The sequence below is a fragment of the Azohydromonas lata genome (assembly GCF_034427735.1).
Taxonomy (GTDB): domain Bacteria; phylum Pseudomonadota; class Gammaproteobacteria; order Burkholderiales; family Burkholderiaceae_C; genus Azohydromonas; species Azohydromonas lata.
In genome coordinates this window covers 59,271-79,609 of sequence record NZ_JAXOJX010000002.1, presented here as the reverse complement: position 1 = coordinate 79,609, position 20,339 = coordinate 59,271, and the positions used below count along the sequence as shown (strand labels likewise).

Below are 20,339 nucleotides of genomic sequence, written 5' to 3'. Positions count from 1 at the left end.
GACGCGGAGACTAGACGAGGATGCCCCCCGATTCAAGCGATATAAAACAGGGTCAGACCACTTTTATTTCTCGCACCGTGAGTGTGCAGAAATAAATGGGGACAGTTCACTTTGGTGCCTGATTCCTCAATCCGTTCAAGGATTTAGCGGTCGCACGGCGGCGGGTGGCGCGTTTGCCGGCCTGCTTTGTACCGGCTGGAACACTGCTTGCGGATGCAGTTTCGGAAAGCGATGTGACCAACTTCGCGCTGCCGTCGTGTGGGCTCTTTGCGACAGCCTGGGTGCCGGTCTTGGCGGCGGGCGTGGTGGCCGCCGGCGCGGCTGCCTTGCGGGGCCGCCCGCGCGGGCGCGGCTGCAGGGGCCGTTCGGTATGCGCCGACAGCGCGGCGATGAAGGCCGCGTCGCCCAGCACCCAACCCTTGAGCGTGGCGTCCATGAGCGTGAGCGCCTGCGCTTGCGGCAAGCCGGCTTCCAGGCGCGCGCGGTGCGCCAGCTCGCGCTCGAACGGCGTGTTGCCCGTGGCCCAGAACAGCGGGTGATCCGTCACCAGCGGATCGCGCCGGCGGCCGATGTGGTGGGCGGCGCTGGACCACGGCCAGTCCAGCGCGCTGCCGGCCAGGCCCAAGTGCTGCGGCTGCCACTCCACCAGCGTGAGCAGCGGCAGGAAATGGCGCTGCGCCTGCACCACGGTGGCGCGGTAGCGCCCCTCCCACAGCGTGCCGGCACGGCCGTGGCGGCGGTTGAAGGCGGCCACGTAGCGGCGCCCCAGCGCCTGCATGGCGGTGCTCAGGCCCTCGCCGCTCTCCGGGGTGAGCAGCAGTTGAAGGCTGTCCTCCAGCAGCACGTAGCCGTGCAGCGCGACGCGGTGCAGCCGCAGCGCCTCGCGCAGCATGTCCAGGCAGCGCTGGCGGTCCTCGTCATCGACGAACAGCGCCTGCCCGCCGTTGCCGCGCAGCACCAGGTGGTGCAGTTGGCCGGCCAGCGCCAGGCGGGGAAGGCGCGCCATCTACGACAAGCCCTCGAACGCCGGCGCGCCGGTGAGGCGCGCGTGCTCGCGCAGGGCGAAACGGTCGGTCATGCCGGCGATGTAGTCGGCCACGGCGCGCGGCAGGTCGGCGCGCTGGGCGAAGTCGGCCGGCATCTCGGCGGGTTGCTCCAGGTAGGCCGCCACCAGCTCGTGCACCACGCGCTTGGCGCGGCCGGTGGTCTCCATCACTTGCGGATGGCGGTAGAGGTGGCGCATCAAGAAGCTTTTGAGCTGGCGGCTCTCGTCGCGCATGGCGTCGCTGAAGCACACTAGCGGCGCCGCGCGCCGCACGTCGTCGGCGCTTTGCGGCGCATGGCGCTCCAGGCGCGCGCGCGTGGCGTCCATCACGTCGTACATCTGCTGCGAGAGCATGCGGCGTATGGCCTCGAACAGCAGCCGCCGGCCGGCGAGCCTGGGATGCTCGGCCAGCGCCTCGTCGTGAAAGCGCGCGAACAGGGGCACCGCCCTCATCTGCTCCACCGACAGCAGCCCGGAGCGCACGCCGTCGTCGATGTCGTGGGCGTTGTAGGCGATCTCGTCGGCCAGGTTGGTGAGCTGCGCCTCCAGCGAAGGCTGCGTGCCCTCGATGAAGCGCCGCGCCACGCCGCCGGGCTCCTGCGCCTCCAGCTTGCGGGCGTTGCTTGGGCTGCAGTGCTTGAGGATGCCCTCGCGCGTCTCGAAGGTGAGGTTCAGCCCGTCGAAGTCCGGATAGCGCTGCTCCAGCGCGTCCACCACGCGCAGGCTTTGCAGGTTGTGCTCGAAGCCGCCGTGCTCGCGCAGCGCGTCGTTGAGCGCGTCCTGCCCGGCGTGGCCGAAGGGCGTGTGACCCAGGTCGTGGGCCAGGGCGATGGCCTCCACCAGGTCCTCGTCCAGCCCAAGCGTGCGGGCGATGGAGCGCCCAAGCTGCGCCACCTCCAGCGAGTGCGTGAGCCGCGTGCGGTAGAGGTCGCCCTCGTGGTTGAGGAAGACCTGGGTCTTGTAGACCAGGCGGCGGAAGGCCGTGCTGTGGACGATGCGGTCGCGGTCGCGCTGGTAGTCGCTGCGCGTGGGCGCGGCCGGTTGCGCGTGCCGCCGCCCGCGGGTGCGCGCCGGGTCGCTGGCATAGGGCGCCAAGGGCATGGATTCATCCTCCTTGTCAGGTCCGGCGCAGGGTGCCGGACCTTTGGGCCGGGCAGGCCGCGGGCCTTGGGCCGCTCGCCCAAGCCCGGCGGCGCGTGGCGCTTCAGGCTGGTCAGGCGCTGCAGGCCGCGATCACCTCGCGCACCAGCGCTTCCGGCGCGGTGCGCTGCACGGCCTTGCCCAGGCCGTCGATCAGGACGAAGCGGATCTCGCCCGCCAGCGCCTTCTTGTCCAGCCGCATGAGCGAGAGCCACTGCTCCATGGGCAGCGCGGGCGCGCGCACGGGCAGCCCGGCGCGCTCCACCAGCGTGCGCAGGCGGCGCGGGAAGTCCGCCTGCACCAGGCCCAGCCGGGCCGAGAGCTCGGCGGCCATCACCATGCCGCAGCCCACGCCCTCGCCGTGCAGCCACTGGCCGTAGCCCAGGCCCGCCTCGATGGCGTGGCCGAAGGTGTGGCCGAAGTTGAGGATGGCGCGCAGGTCGCTCTCGCGCTCGTCGGCGGCCACCACCGCCGCCTTGATCTCGCAACTGCGCCGCACGGCGTGGGCCAGGGCCGCCTTGTCCAGCGCGCGCAGGGCATCGAGGTGGGCCTCGATCCAGTCCAGGAAAGCCAGGTCGGCAATCGGCCCGTACTTGATGACCTCGGCCAGGCCGGCGGAGAGCTCGCGCGGGGGCAAGGTGTCCAGCACGTCCAGGTCGCAGATCACGCGCTGCGGCTGATAGAAGGCGCCCACCATGTTCTTGCCGCGCGGGTGGTTGACGGCGGTCTTGCCGCCCACCGAGGAGTCCACCTGCGCCAGCAGCGTGGTGGGCACCTGCACGAAGGGCACGCCGCGCATGTAGCAGGCCGCGGCGAAGCCGGTGATGTCGCCCACCACGCCGCCGCCCAGGGCGTACAGCACGGTACGGCGGTCGCATTCGTTTGCCAGCAGCGCGTTGAAGATGCTGTTGAGCGTGGCCCAGTCCTTGTATTCCTCGCCGTCGGGCAACACGACCTGCAGCACGCGCGCGTGGTGCGGCGCCAGCGCCTGCTGCAGCCGCTGGGCGTACAGCGGCGCCACGGTGGTGTTGCTGACGATGAGGGCCTGCGAGGCGCGCGGCAGGCCGGCCCAGGACGCGGGGTCGGACAGCAGGCCGCAGCCTATGCGGATGTCGTAGCTGCGCTCGCCAAGGTCAATGCGCAGCTCGCTGGTGGGGACGGAGTTCATGCGGAAATTTTAGGCAGGGCCCGGCTCGGGGCCGACAGCGGGGCCGGCAAAGGGTTCGACGTGGGGATCGATGGGCGAAGGCACGCGCGAAGCATCTACCAGGCCGGCAAGCTCCAGCTGCATCAGGATCATCTGCAGCAGCGCCGGCACCGAGGGCCGGCCGGTCTCGATCACGAAGTGCGCCGCGCGCAGGTAGAGGGGGTCGCGCTCGCGGAAGAGGTCGCGCAGCCGCTTGAGCGGGTCCTTCACCTGCAGCAGCGGCCGCGTGGTGTCGTGGCGCAGGCGCCTGAAAAGGTCTTCCGGCGTGGAGCGCAGGTAGATCACGTGCGTGTGCTCGCGCAGGATCTGGCGGTTTTGCTCGCGCAGCGGCGCGCCGCCGCCGGTGGCCAGCACGCAATGCGGGCCGCGGGACAGGCGCTCAATGGTCTGCGTCTCCAGGTCGCGGAAGGCCGGCTCGCCGTGCAGCTCGAAGAAGGAGCGGATGGACATGCCGATGTGCGCCTCGATCTCGTGGTCGGAGTCGAAGAAAGGCAGGCCGAGCTGCTTGGCGAGCTGGCGGCCGACGGTGGACTTGCCACCACCGGGCATACCGACGAGGGAGATCAAGGGCACGGCGCGGGAAGCGGCGCGAGAAGCGCGCTGCGGGCTTGCGAAAAGGCGCGAGTATGACGCGGCGGCGCCTTCGCGCCGCTGACGCGCCGGCGCGGCCTCAGCGAGCGGGCGTGCGTTCGTCCGGTCGTTGGGCGGGCTGCGCATCCTCGCGAGCGGCCGCGCGGCCGGCCACCACGCTGGGCGTGATGAACACCAGCAGCTCGGTGCGGTTGTCCACGCGCACGCTGTCGCGGAACAGCGCGCCGATGCCGGGCAGGTCGCCCAGCACGGGCACCTTGTTGACGTCCTTGCGCTCCTCCTGGGTCAGGATGCCGCCCAGCGAGACGGTGCCGCCGTCCTCCACCAGCACCTGCGTGCGCACGCGCTTGGTGTTGATGGCCGGGCCCGTGGGAGTGAGCGCGCCGCGGCTGTCCTTGCTCACCAGCACGTCCAGGATGACCTGCCCGTCCGGCGTGATCTGCGGCGTCACCTCCAGGCGCAGGCTGGCCTTCTTGAACTCGACCTGGGTGGCGCCGCTGGAGGTGCCGGACTGGTACGGAATCTCCTCGCCCTGCTCGATTTCAGCCTTGACCTGGTCGGCCGTGACCACGCGCGGGCTGGAGACGACGCGGCCCTTGCCGTCGGCCTCCAGCGCCGAAAGCTCCAGGTTGAGGAAGCGGTGCGCCGCGGCGCTGTAGAGCGTGAGCGCCAGCGTGGCCGGCGTGGCGGCCGTGCCCAGCGCGCCGGCGTTGGCCGGCAGGTTGACGAAGCGGGTGTCGTTGTACGTGGCCGTGGCGCCCTGCCCGGTGCTCGCGCCCACGGCGTTGTAGTTGCCGCCGGGGGCGATGAAGCTGCCGCCCAAGCCGAAGCCCGGGCGCTGGCCCGCGGCGCCGCGCAGGTCGGAGGTGCCCAGGCGCACGCCCAAGGCGCGGCCGAAGCGGTCGTCGGCCTCGACGATGCGGGCCTCGATCAGCACCTGGCGCACGGGGATGTCCATGCGCGCGATCAGCGCCTGCACGTCGGCCAGCCGCGCCGGCACGTCGGTGACGAAGAGCTGATTGGTGCGCGGTTCCGCCAGCACGCTGCCGCGCGCGGACAGCAGCCGGGTCACCGGCGGCATGGCGCCCGCGCCGCCGAACAGGGGTGCCAGCGCCGCGGCCGTGGCGCCGCCGGGCGCGGGCGTTGCCGCCGGCTGCTGGCCGCCCAGGGCGCGGGCCACGGCCTCGGCCTTGGCGTAGTTGAGCTGGAAGGCGCGGGTCTGCAGCGGCTCCAGCTCGGCCACCCGCTTCTGCAGCTCCAGCTCCGACGCCTCGCGCGCCAGCAGCTCCTCGCGCGGCGCCACCCAGATCACGTCGCCGCTGCGGCGCATTGATAAGCCCTTGGCCTGGAGGATGGTGTCCAGCGCCTGGTCCCAGGGCACGTCCTTCAATCGCAGCGTGACGCTGCCGGTGACGGTGTCGCTGGCCACGACGTTGATGCCGGTGAAGTCGGCGATCACCTGCAGCACCGAGCGCACCTCGATGTTTTGAAAGTTCAGCGAGAGCCGCGCGCCCCCGTAGCGCGCCGAGGCACCGGGAATGGGGCGCGGCGCGGCAGCGGGCGCCGCCACGGCCACGGTGGCCGCCGCGTCCGGGGCGGTGGTCGCATCCGCCTGCTGCGTGCGGGCCGGCGGACCCCAACTGCCCACCGCCAGGGCGCAGGCCAGGGGCACAAGGCGTGCGGCAGCCGGACTCCTCATCGTCCCGTCTCCTGCAGTGCCAGCGTGGCGCCGCGTTCGCTCCAGGCGCCCGCGGCGTCCCGCACGCGCTCGCGCAGCGTGATGGCGGTTTCGGTGATGGCCGTGATGCGAGCGCCCTGCGTGCCCAACCGGTTGCCGACCTGCACCGTGTGAATGGCGCCGGGCGCCTGCACCAGCGCCTGCATGCGGCCGTCGCCCGCCAGGCTGCCCACCATGCGCAGCGAATCCAGGGGGAAAGCCTCCAGCGGCTCGCGTTCGCGGCCCGGGTCCGGCACGTCTGCTGCGCCGCCCGCGGGGGCCGACGCCGCAGCGGGCGCGGGATCGAGCCTGTGCGCGTCGAACGGGTTCTGCACCGGCTCGACGCCCTCGGCAACGAAGGCCACGGCGGTTTCCGGTGCGAGCACAGGCAGCACCAAGGGCGGCAGGGCCGGTGCGGACGCGGCTTGGCGTTCGCGCTCCATCCAGGCCTGCAGCTCGCCCGTGTCGGCGCCGCAGGCGGCCAGCAGCGCTGCGGCGAGTGCCACGGCGGCGCGGGGCAGCACGCGGCTCATGGGCGCGCCTCCGCCGGGCGCACGGCCTTGTCCGCGTCCGCGGGCTGGGCCAGGGCGCGCGCCGTGGCTTCCAGGACCAGCCCCGCGTCGCGCGCGGCGGCCAGTTGCAGGTCGTGCAGCGCCACGGGCGGCTGCAGCGCCGCGACGTCCGCGGCAAAGGCGCCCAGCGCGTCGTAGCGGCCCACCAGGCGCAGCGTGACGGGCACCAGCGCCGGCACGGCGTGCGGCTGCGCCGGCTCCGGGCGCATGAGCTCCACTTGCAGGCCATGCCGCAGCGCGGACTGGTGCAGCGCGGCTTCCAGGGTTTCAGCCCGCCCGGGTTCGATCCGCCGTTGCTGGGCCGCTTCCCATTCGCGCAGCGCCTGACGGCGGCGCTGCAGCGGCTCCACCTGTGCGGCCTGCGCCAGCTTGGCCGTGTAGGCCTGGCGCAACTCGGCTTCGCGGGCCTGGGCGGCGGCGAGATCGCTGTCGGCTTGCGCGGACAGCAGCAGCCACGCGGGCGCCGCCACTGCCAACGCCACGGCGGCCTGCAGCGCGCGGCGCGGCCACAGGGGCCACGAGGCGGGGTCGGACCCATCCAGCCCAAGCCTTGGGGACCCACTGCCCGCAGGCGCCGGCCAAGCTGCATTGCGGAACCAGGCGCCGCGCGTCACGACGCCACCTTGCCAGCACGGCCGGCCCCGGGCGCCTCGCCGCCGGCCACGCCACTGGCGGCCCGCGCGAGCGGCTGCAACCGCAGCTCCAGCGTGAAATCGAAGCGCCGCCTCGGCTCGGAGCCGGGCGCGGCAACGGCTTTCATCTCCACCAGCGCGGGTGGCGGCAGTGCCGGGGCGGCCTGCGCCAGCGCCTCGGTGAGCGCCGCTACGCCGGGGCTATCCAAGGCAGTGCCGGAAAGCGTGGCCCCTTCTCCCCGCTGGCGCAGCGCAGTGAGCTGCACGCCGGCCGGCGTGTGCCGCGCCAGCGCCTGCAGCAGCCGCACGGGCCGCAGGCGCTCGGCCTGCGCGGCGGCCCAGGCGTCCTGGCGGGCCTGCAACGCGGCGACGTCGGCGCGCAGCCGCGCGGCGGCCTGCAGCGGTGCATCCAGCGCGGCGCTCCCGGCGGAGAGCAAGTCGTTGCGCCGCTCCTGGGCGGCGGTGCGCATTTGCAGGCCGGCACAGCCCAGCAGCGCCAGCAGCAGCCCCGCGCCGGCCGAAACGGCCAGGGAGTGCCGAAACGCCTGGCGCCGCTGGCGGCGGCGCGCTTCGCGGTGGGGAAGCAGGTTGATCAGCAGCATGGGTGAAAGCGGCGCAATGCCAGCCCGCAGGCCGTCAAGCAGCCCGGCGCCAGCGCAGCCAGACGCTCGGCAGCCAGGCCATCCGCCCGCGCCATGCCCGCGAAGGGGTCGGCCACGTGCGTTTCCAGGTGGGTGAGACGGGCCACGCACGCCTGCAGGCCAGGCAGCGCGGCGGTGGCACCGGCCAGCACGATGCGGCAGGCGTCGTGGCACGGGCTGCTGGCTAGGCCGATGCGCAGCGCCCGCGCCAGCTCCTGCGCCAGCCCGTCCGCGAACTCGGCCTGCAGCATGGGTGCCAGCGCGGCGGGCACCGTACCGGCAAGCTTCATCTGCTCGGCGGCGTCGAAGCCCAGGCCGCAGTGCCGGGCAATGAGCCGCGTGAACTGTGCGCCGCCCACGGGCAGTTCGCGCGCGTACAGCACCTCCTCCCCGCGCAGCAGTTTGAGCAGGGTGGCAAAAGCGCCTATCTCGAACAGCGCCACCGCCGCCGCCGGCCCTGGCCCGGCGCCCGCCGCATCCGCTTGCGCCCCAACCGGCAGCGACGCGGCGATGCGGGCCAGCGCGCGGTGCGCGGCATGGGGCTCGACGTCCAGCACCACCGGTTCCAGCCCCGCGGCCTCGGCCACGCCCTGGCGGTCCTGCACGCGGTCTTGGCGCGAGGCGGCCATGAGCACGTCCACCTGGCCTGCGGCCTCGGCGGGACCCAGCACGCAGAAGTCCAGCCCCATCTCGTCCGGCGCGAACGGGAAGTGGTGCTGCGCCGCGGCCTGCACCCGCTGCTCCAGCGCCGCCTCGGTCAAACCGGCAGGCAGGCTCAGGCGTTGGGTGACCACGCCCGCCGCCGGCAAGGCCAGCGCGGCGCGGCGCGTACCGGTGCCGCAGCGCTGCACGGCGCGGCGCAGGGCGGCGGCCGCGGCGTCGAAGTCCTCGACCTGTCCGTCGTTCATGACGCCCTTGTCCAGCGCCTCACACGTCAGCGCCTGCAGCACCGGCCGTTCGGCACTGCCGCCCAACTCCACCACGCGCACGCTGGCGTTGCCCAGGTCCACGCCCAGCAACGACGCCTGGCTGCCGCCACGCCGCAACCCTCGCAGCAATCCGCGCAGGAAAAGTCTCATCTGAAACGCGTCGTATCCATAAGTAACTTAATGCTATGCGCCGCTTTTGCTGCGCTGCACTAGGGAAAAGACCTGTGGGAAGACACGCAGGCCGCGTGCGCACCGGACAGTGCTGCCGTACACCGGCTCGGGATTGGGGCTTGGCGCCGGGACGCGAGGGGGCGTTTTCTATAATTGAAGTCTTTTCTGCCTGGCCGAGCCCGCCTCATGACCGAACCCGGGCGTCCGCCCAACTCCTCTTCCAAACCCGCCTCCCCCACCCGTCGCAGCCCTTTGTCCCGCTGGCTTTTACGCCCGCTGATGGTGCTGCTGGGTGCCTGCACGGCGCTGGCGCTGTCGGTGGCCGTGTTGGGCGCCATTGCGCTGGCAGTGGCCTATCCGCAACTGCCACAGATCGACGGCTTGGCCGACTACAGGCCCAAGCTGCCCATGCGCATCTACTCCGCCGACGGGGTGATGCTGGCCGAGTTCGGCGAGGAGCGCCGGCGCTTTCTCCCCATCGCGCAGATCCCCAAGGTGATGCAGGACGCGGTGCTGGCCATCGAGGACGCGCGCTTCTACCAGCACGGCGGCGTGGACTACCTGGGCGTGCTGCGCGCGGGCCTGGCCAACTTCGGCGAGTCGCGCAGCCAGGGCGCCTCCACCATCACCATGCAGGTGGCGCGCAACTTCTACCTCTCCCGCGAGAAGACGTTCACTCGCAAGATCTACGAGATCCTGCTCGCGCTCAAGATAGAGAACCAGCTCAGCAAGGAGCGCATCCTTGAGCTGTACATGAACCAGATTTACCTGGGCCAGCGCGCCTACGGCTTCGCCGCCGCGAGCGAAACCTACTTCGGCAAGCCACTGGAAAAGGTTTCGATTGCCGAAGCGGCCATGCTGGCCGGGCTACCCAAGGCGCCCTCGGCCTACAACCCCGTGGCCAACCCGCGCCGCGCGACCATTCGGCAGCAGTACATCATCGACCGCATGCTCGAAGGCGGCTTCATCACGCAGGCGCAGCACGATGCGGCCAAGCACGAGGAGCTGCACTACCGCACGCCCTCGGACGTGGCCGTGCACGCCGAGTACGTGGCCGAAACGGCGCGCCAGCTCATGTTCAGCCAGTACGGCGACGAGGCCTACACGCGCGGCTTCAACGTGCAGCTCACGCTCAATGCCGAGGACCAGAAGGCGGCCTACCAGGCGCTGCGCCGCGGCCTCATGGACTACGAGCGGCGCCAGGTCTACCGCGGCCCCGAGGCCTACGTGGACCTGCCCAACGACCCCAAGGAGCTGGACCTGCGCATCGCCGAGGCGCTCAATGACCACCCGGACAACGACGACCTGCGCGCCGCCGTGGTGCTCGAAGCCTCGCCGCGCAAGGTGGTGGCGGTGCTGCAATCCGGCGAGTCCATCACCGTCACGGGCGACGGCCTCAAGCCCGTGGCGTCGGGCCTCTCCGACAAGGCCGCGGCGCAAAAGCAGATTCGCCGCGGCGCCGTGGTGCGTGCCGTCAAGGGGCCCAAGGACAGCTGGACGCTGACGCAGCAGCCCGAGGTCGAGGGCGCCTTCGTGGCACTGGACCCGCGCGACGGGGCCATACGTGCGCTGGTGGGGGGCTTCGACTGGCGCAAGAACAAGTTCAACCACGTCACGCAGGCCTGGCGCCAGCCGGGCTCCAGCTTCAAGCCGTTCATCTACTCCGCGGCGCTGGAAAAAGGCTTCACGCCGGTCACCATCGTCAACGACTCCCCGCTGTTCTTCGATGCCGGCACCACCGGCAGCCAACCCTGGGAGCCCAAGAACTACGACGGCACCTTCGACGGCCCCATGACGCTGCGCCGCGCGCTGGCCAAGTCCAAGAACATGGTTTCCATCCGCGTGCTGCAGAACGTGGGCACGCACACGGCGCAGCAGTGGATCACGCGCTTTGGCTTCGAAGCCGAGAAGCATCCGGCCTACCTGACCATGGCGCTGGGCGCAGGCTCGGTGACGCCCATGCAGATGGCCACCGCCTACAGCGTGTTCGCCAACGGCGGCCACCTGCTCAACCCGGTGCTGATCCGCCGCGTGACGGATGCCGACGGCCGCGTGCTGCACGACAGCCCGCCGCAGGCGCTCACGGACGACAACCGCGTGCTCAACGCCCGCAACGCCTTCGTGATGGACAGCCTGCTGCAGGAGGTGGCGCGCTCCGGCACCGCCGCCAAGGCGCAGGCCACGCTGCGCCGTCCCGACCTCTACGGCAAGACCGGCACCACCAACGATGCAATGGACGCCTGGTTCGCCGGCTTCCAGCCCTCGCTGGCCGCAGTGGTGTGGATCGGCTACGACCAGCCACGCAAGCTGGGCGACCGCGAAACCGGCGGCGGCCTGGCGCTGCCGGTGTGGATCGAGTTCATGGGCCGGGCGCTGCGCAACGTGCCCGTGCAGGAGATGGAGGCGCCGCAGGGCGTGGTCAACGTGGGCGGCGAGTGGTTCTACGAGGAGTACGCCCACGGCGAGGGCGTGACCGGCGTGGGCTTGGGCGACAAGCCGCCGGCCGGCGCGGAACCCGCGGCCTCGGAGGAGGAACGCAAGTCCATCCTGGACCTGTTCAAGCGCTGACGCTTTTCTCAAGCGCCGCACCAGCGAAAACGCCGGCCCAGGGGCCGGCGTTTTTCTTGGCGGCGGCGTTCAGCGCGTCACCGGGGCGCGACTGTTCAGGGGTTGAAGCGCAGCGGCTTGCCGCCCTGGGCGGTGGCGGACTCGGAGAGCAGGTCGAAGAAGTCGCGGCCCTCGCGCTCCAGCCAGCGCCCGCCTACGCAGCGGAAGTGGTAGCCGCCGCTGCGCGCGGCCAGCCACAGCTCCTGCAGCGGCGGCTGGGTGTTGATGACGATCTTGCTGCCGTTGGCAAACGACAGCTCCAGCAGCCCGCCGGTGCGCGCGGCGTCGATGTCGATCACGTCGTCCTGCAGCCAGCGGTCGATCTGTGCTTCCACGCTGGCGAGCACGGCCTGGGCGATGCGGTGGTATTCGGCGTCGGAGAGCTGGTCGGCGGCGGGGGTGTCGCTCATGGCGGTGGGTAAGATTTGGGAGATGAAGACGAAAGCCCGATCGAGTGTAGCGGCGCGGTGCGCCGGGTCCGGGGTCAAGCTGCTGCTGGCTGTGGGTGCATTGGCTGCTGTGGCCGCCTGCGGCCAGAAGGGGCCGCTGCGGCTGCCGCCACCTCCTCAAGCCCAAGCCGCGCCCGCGGCGGCTGCGGCGGCCTCCGCGCCGGCGTCAGCCCCGCAGGTCACGCGCTGAGTTTCAAAGCCACCGCCGTCAACCCACCATCACCAGCCGCCGCGCCCTGCGGGCCACGGCGGCTTTTTCATGGGTGCGTGGTTGAGCATGCCCAAAGAAAAAAGGCGTCCCGAAGGACGCCTTGAGGCAAGGGCCGCCGCACGGGCCGGCCCGGAATTTCTGATTCTGAAGAATTAGAAAGCCTTGCGCAGGCCGATTTCGACGCCGCGCTTCTCGTTCACGTTGTCCTTCAGGTCGCCAGTGGCTTGCTGGTAGGCGGTGAACAGCGTGGTGGTCTTGGACAGCGAATAGGTGGCGCCCACGGCGGCACGGCCGATGGTCTTGTCGCCCACGACCACGCCGGTGGCGTCGTCGTACTTGGCGCGGACGTAGTTGGCACCGATGGTGAAGGCACCAACCGGCACGCCAACGCCCACGGTCCAGGTACGCAGCTTGTCGGCGGTCAGAGTGCCACCAGACTGGAGCACGTTGCCGCTGCTGGCGCTGTTGGCCAGATCCTTGCCTTGCTGGAAGCCGGCGTAAACGCGGGCCATGCCGAAGTCGTAGTTGGCGCCCAGGGTCCAGGTCTTGTTGGCCTTGTCCTCACCAGCCACGGCCGTCAGCAGCTTGTTCTGCTCGTAGGCCAGGGCCACGTTCAGCGGACCATTGGCATAGACAGCCTTCAGGCCGTAGTAGCGGTCTTGAGCCTTCTCGTCAAAGCCGTACATGCCCTGCAGGCGGAAACCGCCGAACGAAGGCGAGATGTACTGGAGAGCGTTGTCGATACGCGGCGAGTCGATGAACAGCGGGAGACCGCCGCCAACGACGGTGTACTTCACGCCCGTGTGAAGGAACATCGTGTTGCCGAACGGGTTGTTCAGCGCGACCGTTTCGTCGTTGAACGTGTACTGGCGGCCCAGGCGAACTTCACCGGCAGAAGTGGAAGCCAGCGAGATGAACGCTTGGCGACCGAACAGGCGACCGCCTTGGGTCGAGAGGCCGGTGTCGGCGGAGAAGCCCGACTCCAGAACCACGTTGGCCTTCAGGCCGGAACCCAGGTCTTCCGACACGCGCAGGCCCCAACGCGAACCAGGACCCCACTCCACGCCGTCAGCCAGCTTGGTCACGCTCTTGCCGGCGTTGGGGCTCAGGTCGCCCGACTTGACGTGTTGCACGCTCAGGTCCACCAGGCCGTACAGGGTCACCGACGATTGGGCCGAAGCAGCACCGGCGAACGCACCCAGCGTGGCCAGGGCGATCAGGGATTTCTTCATTTGCAGTATCTCCATCCAGGGTTGTTACCAGAGGTCCCGAAGCGGCGCCCTAATGGACCGGGCGCTCAAGTGCTGATCAGGCCTACCTCCTCAACGGAAGCTGGCGCTATTGCAACAGAGGGGGTTTCGGCTTGCCAAGGACGAAGGCCAAAAAGAGGCTTTGCTTGTTGTCCTCACACAACGGCAGCGGCACGTCATGTCGATGCCATACTTTCATGCTTCCCTGGCTGCTTTCCGTGCCCTGCTCCCATGTCCCGTTCGCTCAGTGCCCTTGACCTTTGGTTGACCTCGCTGGACCGCGCGTTGCGCACCGTCACCAGCAGCGTGCATGCGGCCCAGCCCGTGCCAGCCGCCACCGGCGCGGCCGCCGGCATGGAAACACCGCTGAGCGAGGACGAAAAGCGCGAGGCCGCGGCACTCATGCGCGTGAACCACGTGGGCGAGGTCTGCGCGCAGGCGCTGTACCAGGCACAGGCGCTCACGGCGCGCTCGGCCGGATTGCGCGACCAAATGGCCCAGGCCGCGCGCGAGGAAATTGACCACCTGGCCTGGACACAGCAGCGACTGGACGAGTTGGGCGCGCGGCCCAGCCTGCTCAACCCGCTGTGGTACGCCGGCGCCTTCGGCATAGGCCTGCTGGCCGGGCGCCTGGGCGACCGCGTGAGCCTGGGTTTCGTGGTGGAAACCGAGCGCCAGGTCGAGCAGCACCTGGCCAGCCACCTGCAGCGGCTGCCTCAACACGACACGTCCTCGCGCGCCATCGTCGAGCAGATGAAGGTGGACGAGGCTCGCCATGCCGACAACGCACTGGCCGCCGGCGGCATGGAACTGCCCGCGCCGGTGCGCGGCCTCATGCACGCCGCCGCCAAGGTCATGACGACCACGGCGCACTACATCTGACGGCCCACCCCAGGCGCTGCGACCACGGCGCCGGCGTGGGCCGGCGGTTTCCTCAAGCCTCGACGATCTCGTAGCCCGTCGTCACCTCGGCCGTGCGGCCGAGCATGATGGTGGCCGAGCAGTACTTCTCGTGCGACAGCGCAATGGCGCGCTCCACGGCGGCGGCCGGCAGCTTGCGGCCGCTGACGATGAAGTGCAGGTGGATCTTCGTGAAGACCTTGGGGTCCGTCGCCGCGCGCTCGGACGACACCTTGAGTTGGCAGCCGCTGACCTCGTGGCGGCCCCGCTTGAGGATGAGCACCACGTCATATGCGGTGCAGGCGCCGGCACCAGCCAGCAGCGTTTCCATGGGTCGCGGCGCCAGATTGCGGCCGCCGCCGTCGGGCGCGCCGTCCATGGTCAGCAGATGGCCGCTGCCGGTCTCGGCCACGAAAGCCATGCCGCTGGCGGGCACCCAGTTGATCGTGCATTCCATCGTCTCAAGCCCCGTGGCAGGGCTCCCTGCTGAAAAGCCGTGCATTTTGCAACGCGCCTGCGCCTGAAATTGCGTTCGGAACAAGGGTTTTTGCGGATGGATATATTGCGCCGCGACAAGATCGCAGATACACTGAAGGCGTTGTCTGCATCGGGACATACCCGAGTTGGCAGACGCAGGTTGTCTCCTCCACCTCCTCCATTGGTGGATTCAAGCCCAGGGCAAACCCCCTGGGCTTTTTTTTGGCCGCGCAAGGCACGCGTTGCCGGGCACGGCCCCCGTGAGCAGCGTCTTGTCAGGCCTGTCCGGCGGCGGCGCTTATGATCCGTGGTTTTGCTGCAACAGCCCTAGGAGTCATCACCCATGGTCGGTCGCCGACCCCCTGCACAGCGCCGCAAGGCCGCGGCCCCTGGGCCGGACTACCTGAAGAAGATCCTGACCGCCAAGGTCTATGACGTGGCCGTGGAGTCGCCGCTGGACGCCGCGCGCAACCTGTCGCGGCGTCTGGGCAACCATGTGCTGCTCAAGCGCGAGGATCAGCAGCCCGTGTTCAGCTTCAAGCTGCGCGGGGCCTACAACAAGATGGCCCACCTGTCGGCCGAGCAACTGGCGCGCGGCGTGATTTGCGCCTCCGCCGGCAACCACGCGCAAGGCGTGGCGCTGGGCGCCAAGCGGCTGGGCTGCAAGGCCGTAATCGTCATGCCGGTGACCACGCCGCGCGTGAAAGTTGACGCCGTGCAACAGCTCGGCGGCGAGGTGGTGCTGCACGGCGACAGCTACTCCGACGCCGCGCTGCACGCCAGCGCGCTGGAGAAGGAGCGCGGCCTGACCTTCGTCCACCCCTTCGACGACCCGGACGTCATCGCCGGCCAGGGCACCATCGCCATGGAGCTGCTGCGCCAGCACCAGGGCCCGCTGGACGCGGTGTTCGTGGCCATCGGCGGCGGCGGGCTCATCAGCGGCGTGGCGTCCTACATCAAGGCCGTGCGGCCGGAGATCAAGGTCATCGGCGTGCAGACCGTGGACTCCGACGCCATGCTGCGCTCGGTGCGCGCCAAGAAGCGCGTGCAGCTCAGCGACGTGGGCCTGTTCGCCGACGGCACGGCGGTCAAGCTGGTGGGCGAGGAAACCTTCCGCATCGCGCGCGAGCTGGTGGACGACTTCGTGGTGGTAGACAACGACGAGGTCTGCGCCGCCATCAAGGACGTGTTCCAGGACACGCGCAGCATCGTCGAGCCCTCGGGCGCCATGGGCGTGGCCGCGATCAAGAAGTACGTCGCACAGCACAAGCTCAAGGGCCACACCTTTGCCGCCATCACCTGCGGCGCCAACATGAACTTCGACCGGCTGCGCTTCGTGGCCGAGCGTGCCGAGGTGGGCGAGCAGCGCGAGGCGCTGTTTGCCGTCACCATCCCCGAGGAGCGCGGCTCCTTCCGGCGCTTCTGTGAAGTCATAGGCACGCCCTTGCACCCGCGGGCAGTCACGGAGTTCAACTACCGCATCTCCGACCAGAAGGTGGCGCACGTGTTCGTGGGCATAGGCATCAGCAAGCGCGAGGAAGCCGACAAGCTGGCCCGCAGCTTCGAGCGCCACGGCTTCACGACGCTGGACCTCACCGACGACGAGCTGGCCAAGCAGCACGTGCGGCACATGGTGGGCGGACGCTCGGAGCTCGCGCGCGACGAGCGGCTGTTCCGCTTTACCTTCCCGGAGCGGCCGGGGGCGCTGATGCGCTTCCTGGAGGCCATGCAGCCGGAGTGGAACATCAGCCTCTTCCACTACCGCAACCAGGGCGCCGACTACGGCCGCATCCTGGTGGGCATCCAGGTGCCGCGCGGCGACCGCACGGCGTTCAAGCGCTTCCTGGACACGCTGGACTATCCCTGCGTGGACGAAACCGACAACCCGGTGTACCGGCTCTTCCTGCGCTGAAGCCTCTGGGCGGGCCGGCGCCGCCGGCTCGCTTCAAGGCAAGGCCGTACCGCTGACCCGCGGTCGAGCCCTGAACCCTCAGCCGCCCTGGTTTTGCGGATCGGGCACGGGCTGCTGCTCCATCTCCTGCTGAGGCACGGCCATGTCCTGCGGCGGCATCTCCTGTGGAATGGGCTGCTGCTGCGGCATGGGTTGCGGCACCATGGGTTGGCGCATGCCGCCCTGCACGCCCGGGTAGCCCTGGCCCGGCGCCATCCCGCCGCGCGGCAGGGCACCGCCCATGGGCGCGCCTGCGCTCGGCACGCCGGCAGGCGCTTCGCTGCCCGCCGGCGGCAGCACGCCCGTGCTGGCCACGGGCAGCGGCGGCAGCTCCAGCTGGATTTGCGCATTGCCGCCCCGCGGCCCAAGCTCGGCGCCGCGGATGCGCACGGACTGCAGCACGTAGCGGTCGTCCACCGCAGCGCCCACGCGGTAGGTGCGCGGCGGCTTGCCGTCCACGGCAATCACGGCCAGGCCTTCGCGGGTGCCGGTGTCGCGCGGAGCCACCACCCCCACGAGCTGAAAGCGGCCGGCGTCGGCCGAGACCACGGGCTCGGCCTCGGCCTGCGCCGCACGCTCGCCCAAGAGCCGGCCCAGATCGCCGCGGGCGCCCGCGGCGGTGGACACGGCCACCGCCTGCGCCGGCACGGCCGGTGCGCGCGGCCCCAGCCGCAGCGCCCAGAACACGATCGTGGCGGCCACGGCGGCCCAGAGAATGAAGGCGATCAGGCGGGCTTGCATGCGGCGATTATCATGGCCGCCCTTCGACTTGTTGACTTGCGTGGCAGCCATGCGTGTTTCTTCGTCTCTTCGCCGGCGCGAGCGCGGCTTCACGCTCATCGAGCTGATGGTGGTGCTGGTCATCATCGGCGTGCTGGCGGCGCTCATCGTTCCCAACGTCCTCAACCGCGCCGACGATGCCCGCGTCACCGCCGCGCGCACCGACGTGAACAACCTGATGCAGGCCCTCAAGCTCTACAAGCTCGACAACCTGCGCTACCCCGACTCGGCCCAGGGCCTGGACGCACTGGTGCACAAGCCCACCTCCGGCTCCGTGCCGCCCAACTGGCGCCCCTACCTGGAAAAACTGCCCAACGATCCCTGGGGCCACGCCTACCAGTACGTCAACCCGGGCGTAAAGGGCGAGATCGACGTCTTCAGCTTCGGCGCCGACGGCCAGCCCGGCGGCGAGGGCAACAACGCCGACGTCGGCTCCTGGCAGTAAGCGACGTCCGCCCGGCGGCGCGCACCGCCTCCATCCGCAGCACCGCCCGGCGCCCCCGGCAGCTCCCATGAAACGCCTGCAGCGCGGCTTCACCATCATCGAGCTGCTGGTGGTCGTGGCCATCATCGCCATCGCCGCCGGCGTCACCAGCCTGGCGCTGCGCGACAGCGACGCCAAGGCGCTGGACCAGGAGGCCGCGCGGCTGTCGGCCCTGCTCGAATCGGCCCGCGCCCAAGCCCGCGCCGGCGCGCTGTCGGCGCGCTTCGAGCTGGCGGCGCAGGGCAACACCGAGGGCGCTTTCCGTTTCGTGGGCCTGCCCCCGGCGGTCAAGATGCCCTCCAACTGGCTCAACGAGCGCACCACTGCCGAAATCGTGGGCGCGCGCGCGCTGCGCCTGGGCCCCGAGCCGCTCATTGGCGCGCAGCGCATCATGCTGCGCTTGGGCGAGCGCAGCCTGGTGCTGGCCACCGACGGGCTGGGCCCTTTCTCCATGGTGGAGACGCCCCAGCCATGAAGCGCGGCGCGGCGGCGGGCTTCACGCTCATCGAGGTGCTGGTGGCGCTGGCCATCGTGGCCATCGCGCTGGGCGCGGGCATGAAGGCCTCCGGCTCGCTTGCCGGCAACGCGCAGCGCCTGGCCGACGTCAGCGCCGCGCAGTGGTGCGCCGAGAACCAGCTCACCGAAATGCGCCTGACCCGCCAGTTCCCCGGCATAGGCGACACCGAGTTCGCCTGCGAGCAGTTGGGCCGCCAGTACGGCGGGCTCATGAAGGTGCGACCCACGCCCAACCCCAACTTCCGGCGTGTGGACGCCATCGTCAAGGACGAGGCCGGACTGACGCTGCTGGTCATCTCCACCATCCTGCCGAGGCTGTGAGGCCATGAGACGCGCGCGCAACACGGCCCAACGACACCAAGGCGGCTTCACGCTGGTGGAGGTGCTAGTGGCGCTGGTGGTGATGGCCGTGATGGCGGGCCTGGCGTGGCGCGGCATTGACGGGCTGGCGCGCGCGCGGGAGGTCACGCAGTCCAACCTGGAGGCCACCGAGCGGCTCAACACCGTGATGGCGCAATTGGAAGCCGACCTGCTGGCGGTGTACGACACGCAAGGCGTCGTCCCTGCCGTGAGCTGCGACGGCGCCACGCTGCGCATGACGCGCACCGCCCCCGACCAGGAAGGCGTGCAACTGGTGGCTTGGCAACTGCGCAGCCCACAGTGGACGCGCTGGGCCAGCCCCGCGGCGCTGCGCAGCGGCGAGCTGCAGGAGCACTGGCTGCGCAGCCAGCAACTGCTGGGCAACGAGACGAATCAACTGTTGCTGCTCGGCGGCGTGACCGGCATGCAGGTGTACTTCTTCCGCGGCAACGCCTGGACCAACTGCCAGTCCAGCGCCGGCACCGCGACCGCGGCTACGGGCACGCCCGGCACTTCGGCCGGCACGGGCACGCCGACCCAAGCCACCCCGCCACCGGCGGGCGTGCGCATCGTGCTCACGCTGGCGCAGCCGCGCACGGGCACGCTCACGCGCTCCTTCGCGCTGGGGCCGCAGTGATGGCCTGGCGTCGCCCACTCCTCCTACCCCACCGCCGCCAGGCGGGCGCGGCGCTGCTAGTGGCCATGATCCTGGTGACCGTGGTGAGCACGCTGGCCGCCGGCATGGTGTGGCAGCAGTGGCGCGCGGTGGAGGTGGAGGCGGCCGAGCGCGCACGCACGCAGTCGGCCTGGATACTCAACGGCGCGCTGGACTGGGCGCGGCTGATCCTGCGCGAGGATGGCCGCACCGGCCAGACGGACCACTTGGGCGAGCCTTGGGCCGTGCCGCTGGCCGAGGCGCGGCTGTCCACCTTTCTGGCCGCCGAGCGCAGTGAGAACGCGGACGACGGCCCCGAGGCCTTCCTCTCCGGCGACATCACCGACGCCCAGTCCCGCTACAACCTGCGCAATCTCATCAAGGACGACGGCAAGCAGGACCCGGCACAGGTGGCCGTGCTGCAGCGGCTCATGGCCAACGCCGGTCTGTCGTCGGGCCTGGCCACCCAGATCGCCAACGGGCTGCAACAGGCCCTGGCGCAGCCGCCGGAGTCTCAGGCGCCGCTCATGCCGCGCAGCATCGAGCAGTTGGGCTGGCTGGGCGTGGATGAAGCCACTCGCACCAAGCTCGCGCCGTGGATCGTGCTGCTGCCCGTGGCCACCAAGATCAACCTCAACACCGCCCCGCGCGAGGTGCTGGCGGCGGTGATAGGCGTGGACGTGGCCAGCGCGCAGCGCCTGGTCATCACGCGCGAGCAGTCGCCCTTCAAGGAGATCTCGCAAGCACAGGCGCTGCTGCCCTCCTCCGGAAGCACGCCGCCCAAGTTCGACGGTACCGACGTCAAGACCAGTTACTTCGAGGTGCGCAGCCGGCTGCGCCTGGGCGATCAGGTGCTGGAGGAGCGCTCGCTGGTGTCCCGTGATGGCAACAACAACGTGCAGGCCATACGGCGCCAGCGCGTGAACCTCGCGCTCACCCAGGCCGGGGCAGGAACTGCCGCCCGTTAACGTCTCCGTTACGCAACTGCGGTAGCCTGCCGCCCCGAGCGCCGGCTGCCCGGCGGCGGCCGCCCGCTACAGTGCCTGCGACGCAG

General features: G+C 70.5%; 22 protein-coding genes. 9 read left to right on the top strand and 13 right to left on the bottom strand.

Annotation, left to right across the window (positions count from 1 at the left end; all coding sequences use genetic code 11):
- Window positions 1–106: 106 nt before the first annotated feature.
- The 9 genes from SM757_RS02430 to pilM all read right to left on the bottom strand — a co-directional run bounded on the left by SM757_RS02430 (window position 107) and on the right by pilM (window position 8,624).
- Window positions 107–1,006, bottom strand: coding sequence for a transposase (locus tag SM757_RS02430; protein ID WP_238455680.1), 900 nt, complete (start codon window positions 1,004–1,006; stop codon window positions 107–109).
- Complete coding sequence (locus SM757_RS02425; RefSeq protein ID WP_322464253.1) at window positions 1,007–2,146, bottom strand: deoxyguanosinetriphosphate triphosphohydrolase; 1,140 nt, start codon at window positions 2,144–2,146, stop codon at window positions 1,007–1,009.
- Window positions 2,147–2,258: 112 nt separating this feature from the next.
- Entirely contained in the window at window positions 2,259–3,353 is a 1,095-nt protein-coding gene (gene aroB / locus SM757_RS02420) for a 3-dehydroquinate synthase (protein ID WP_322464252.1), read from the bottom strand.
- 9 nt (window positions 3,354–3,362) lie between these two features.
- On the bottom strand, window positions 3,363–3,965 hold the full coding sequence (locus SM757_RS02415) for a shikimate kinase (protein ID WP_322464251.1): 603 nt from the start codon (window positions 3,963–3,965) through the stop codon (window positions 3,363–3,365).
- 97 nt (window positions 3,966–4,062) lie between these two features.
- The gene (locus SM757_RS02410) at window positions 4,063–5,682 is read right to left on the bottom strand and encodes a type IV pilus secretin PilQ (protein WP_322464250.1); all 1,620 of its coding nucleotides are present in this window, start codon (window positions 5,680–5,682) and stop codon (window positions 4,063–4,065) included.
- Complete coding sequence (locus SM757_RS02405) at window positions 5,679–6,233, bottom strand: pilus assembly protein PilP (protein ID WP_322464249.1); 555 nt, start codon at window positions 6,231–6,233, stop codon at window positions 5,679–5,681. Before SM757_RS02405 ends, SM757_RS02410 begins: the two co-directional genes overlap by 4 nt.
- Window positions 6,230–6,754 carry a type IV pilus inner membrane component PilO gene (locus SM757_RS02400; RefSeq protein ID WP_322464248.1) on the bottom strand — a complete coding sequence of 175 codons (525 nt, stop codon included), beginning with the start codon at window positions 6,752–6,754 and terminating at the stop codon, window positions 6,230–6,232. The genes SM757_RS02405 and SM757_RS02400 overlap by 4 nt, the downstream gene beginning before the upstream one ends.
- Window positions 6,755–6,882: 128 nt before the next feature.
- Window positions 6,883–7,506 carry a PilN domain-containing protein gene (locus tag SM757_RS02395; RefSeq protein WP_322464247.1) on the bottom strand — a complete coding sequence of 208 codons (624 nt, stop codon included), beginning with the start codon at window positions 7,504–7,506 and terminating at the stop codon, window positions 6,883–6,885.
- A complete protein-coding gene (pilM, locus tag SM757_RS02390) occupies window positions 7,497–8,624 on the bottom strand; it encodes a type IV pilus assembly protein PilM (RefSeq protein ID WP_322464246.1) in 1,128 nt (375 codons plus the stop codon). Before pilM ends, SM757_RS02395 begins: the two co-directional genes overlap by 10 nt.
- A gap of 207 nt (window positions 8,625–8,831) precedes the next feature.
- Between pilM and SM757_RS02385 the strand changes: the two genes are divergently transcribed.
- Window positions 8,832–11,213, top strand: a complete 2,382-nt coding sequence (locus tag SM757_RS02385) for a penicillin-binding protein 1A (RefSeq protein ID WP_407655732.1) — start codon at window positions 8,832–8,834, stop codon at window positions 11,211–11,213.
- A 95-nt stretch (window positions 11,214–11,308) separates the two neighbouring features.
- On the opposite strand, the gene cyaY is transcribed toward SM757_RS02385, so the two are convergent.
- A complete protein-coding gene (gene cyaY, locus SM757_RS02380) occupies window positions 11,309–11,662 on the bottom strand; it encodes an iron donor protein CyaY (protein ID WP_066332255.1) in 354 nt (117 codons plus the stop codon).
- Here cyaY and lptM point away from each other — a divergent pair.
- Window positions 11,610–11,891, top strand: a complete 282-nt coding sequence (gene lptM / locus SM757_RS35510; RefSeq protein WP_407655731.1) for an LPS translocon maturation chaperone LptM — start codon at window positions 11,610–11,612, stop codon at window positions 11,889–11,891. The genes cyaY and lptM overlap by 53 nt on opposite strands.
- 173 nt (window positions 11,892–12,064) lie before the next feature.
- On the opposite strand, the gene SM757_RS02375 is transcribed toward lptM, so the two are convergent.
- Entirely contained in the window at window positions 12,065–13,144 is a 1,080-nt protein-coding gene (locus tag SM757_RS02375) for a porin (protein WP_322464244.1), read from the bottom strand.
- Between the two features lie 249 nt (window positions 13,145–13,393).
- Between SM757_RS02375 and coq7 the strand changes: the two genes are divergently transcribed.
- Window positions 13,394–14,044: a 2-polyprenyl-3-methyl-6-methoxy-1,4-benzoquinone monooxygenase gene (gene coq7, locus SM757_RS02370; protein WP_322464243.1), complete on the top strand. Its 651-nt coding sequence runs from the start codon at window positions 13,394–13,396 to the stop codon at window positions 14,042–14,044.
- Between the two features lie 52 nt (window positions 14,045–14,096).
- On the opposite strand, the gene SM757_RS02365 is transcribed toward coq7, so the two are convergent.
- Window positions 14,097–14,519, bottom strand: coding sequence for an OsmC family protein (locus SM757_RS02365; protein WP_066332146.1), 423 nt, complete (start codon window positions 14,517–14,519; stop codon window positions 14,097–14,099).
- A 363-nt stretch (window positions 14,520–14,882) separates the two neighbouring features.
- Between SM757_RS02365 and ilvA the strand changes: the two genes are divergently transcribed.
- A complete protein-coding gene (gene ilvA / locus SM757_RS02360) occupies window positions 14,883–16,451 on the top strand; it encodes a threonine ammonia-lyase, biosynthetic (protein ID WP_066332148.1) in 1,569 nt (522 codons plus the stop codon).
- Window positions 16,452–16,529: 78 nt separating this feature from the next.
- Here the strand turns inward: ilvA and SM757_RS02355 are convergent, their stop codons facing one another.
- On the bottom strand, window positions 16,530–17,231 hold the full coding sequence (locus SM757_RS02355) for a type II secretion system protein N (RefSeq protein WP_322464242.1): 702 nt from the start codon (window positions 17,229–17,231) through the stop codon (window positions 16,530–16,532).
- A gap of 49 nt (window positions 17,232–17,280) precedes the next feature.
- Here SM757_RS02355 and gspG point away from each other — a divergent pair, with 49 nt between their 5' ends.
- From gspG to gspK, 5 genes are all read left to right on the top strand, one after another.
- Window positions 17,281–17,715 (top strand): type II secretion system major pseudopilin GspG, encoded by a 435-nt coding sequence (gene gspG / locus SM757_RS02350; RefSeq protein ID WP_322464241.1) that lies wholly within the window; start codon window positions 17,281–17,283, stop codon window positions 17,713–17,715.
- Between the two features lie 67 nt (window positions 17,716–17,782).
- The gene (locus tag SM757_RS02345) at window positions 17,783–18,229 is read left to right on the top strand and encodes a prepilin-type N-terminal cleavage/methylation domain-containing protein (RefSeq protein WP_322464240.1); all 447 of its coding nucleotides are present in this window, start codon (window positions 17,783–17,785) and stop codon (window positions 18,227–18,229) included.
- Entirely contained in the window at window positions 18,226–18,591 is a 366-nt protein-coding gene (gene gspI, locus SM757_RS02340) for a type II secretion system minor pseudopilin GspI (protein ID WP_322464239.1), read from the top strand. Before SM757_RS02345 ends, gspI begins: the two co-directional genes overlap by 4 nt.
- A 4-nt stretch (window positions 18,592–18,595) precedes the next feature.
- Window positions 18,596–19,267, top strand: coding sequence for a prepilin-type N-terminal cleavage/methylation domain-containing protein (locus SM757_RS02335; protein WP_066332160.1), 672 nt, complete (start codon window positions 18,596–18,598; stop codon window positions 19,265–19,267).
- Window positions 19,267–20,253 carry a type II secretion system minor pseudopilin GspK gene (gene gspK / locus SM757_RS02330; protein ID WP_322464238.1) on the top strand — a complete coding sequence of 329 codons (987 nt, stop codon included), beginning with the start codon at window positions 19,267–19,269 and terminating at the stop codon, window positions 20,251–20,253. Before SM757_RS02335 ends, gspK begins: the two co-directional genes overlap by 1 nt.
- Window positions 20,254–20,339: the final 86 nt, after the last annotated feature.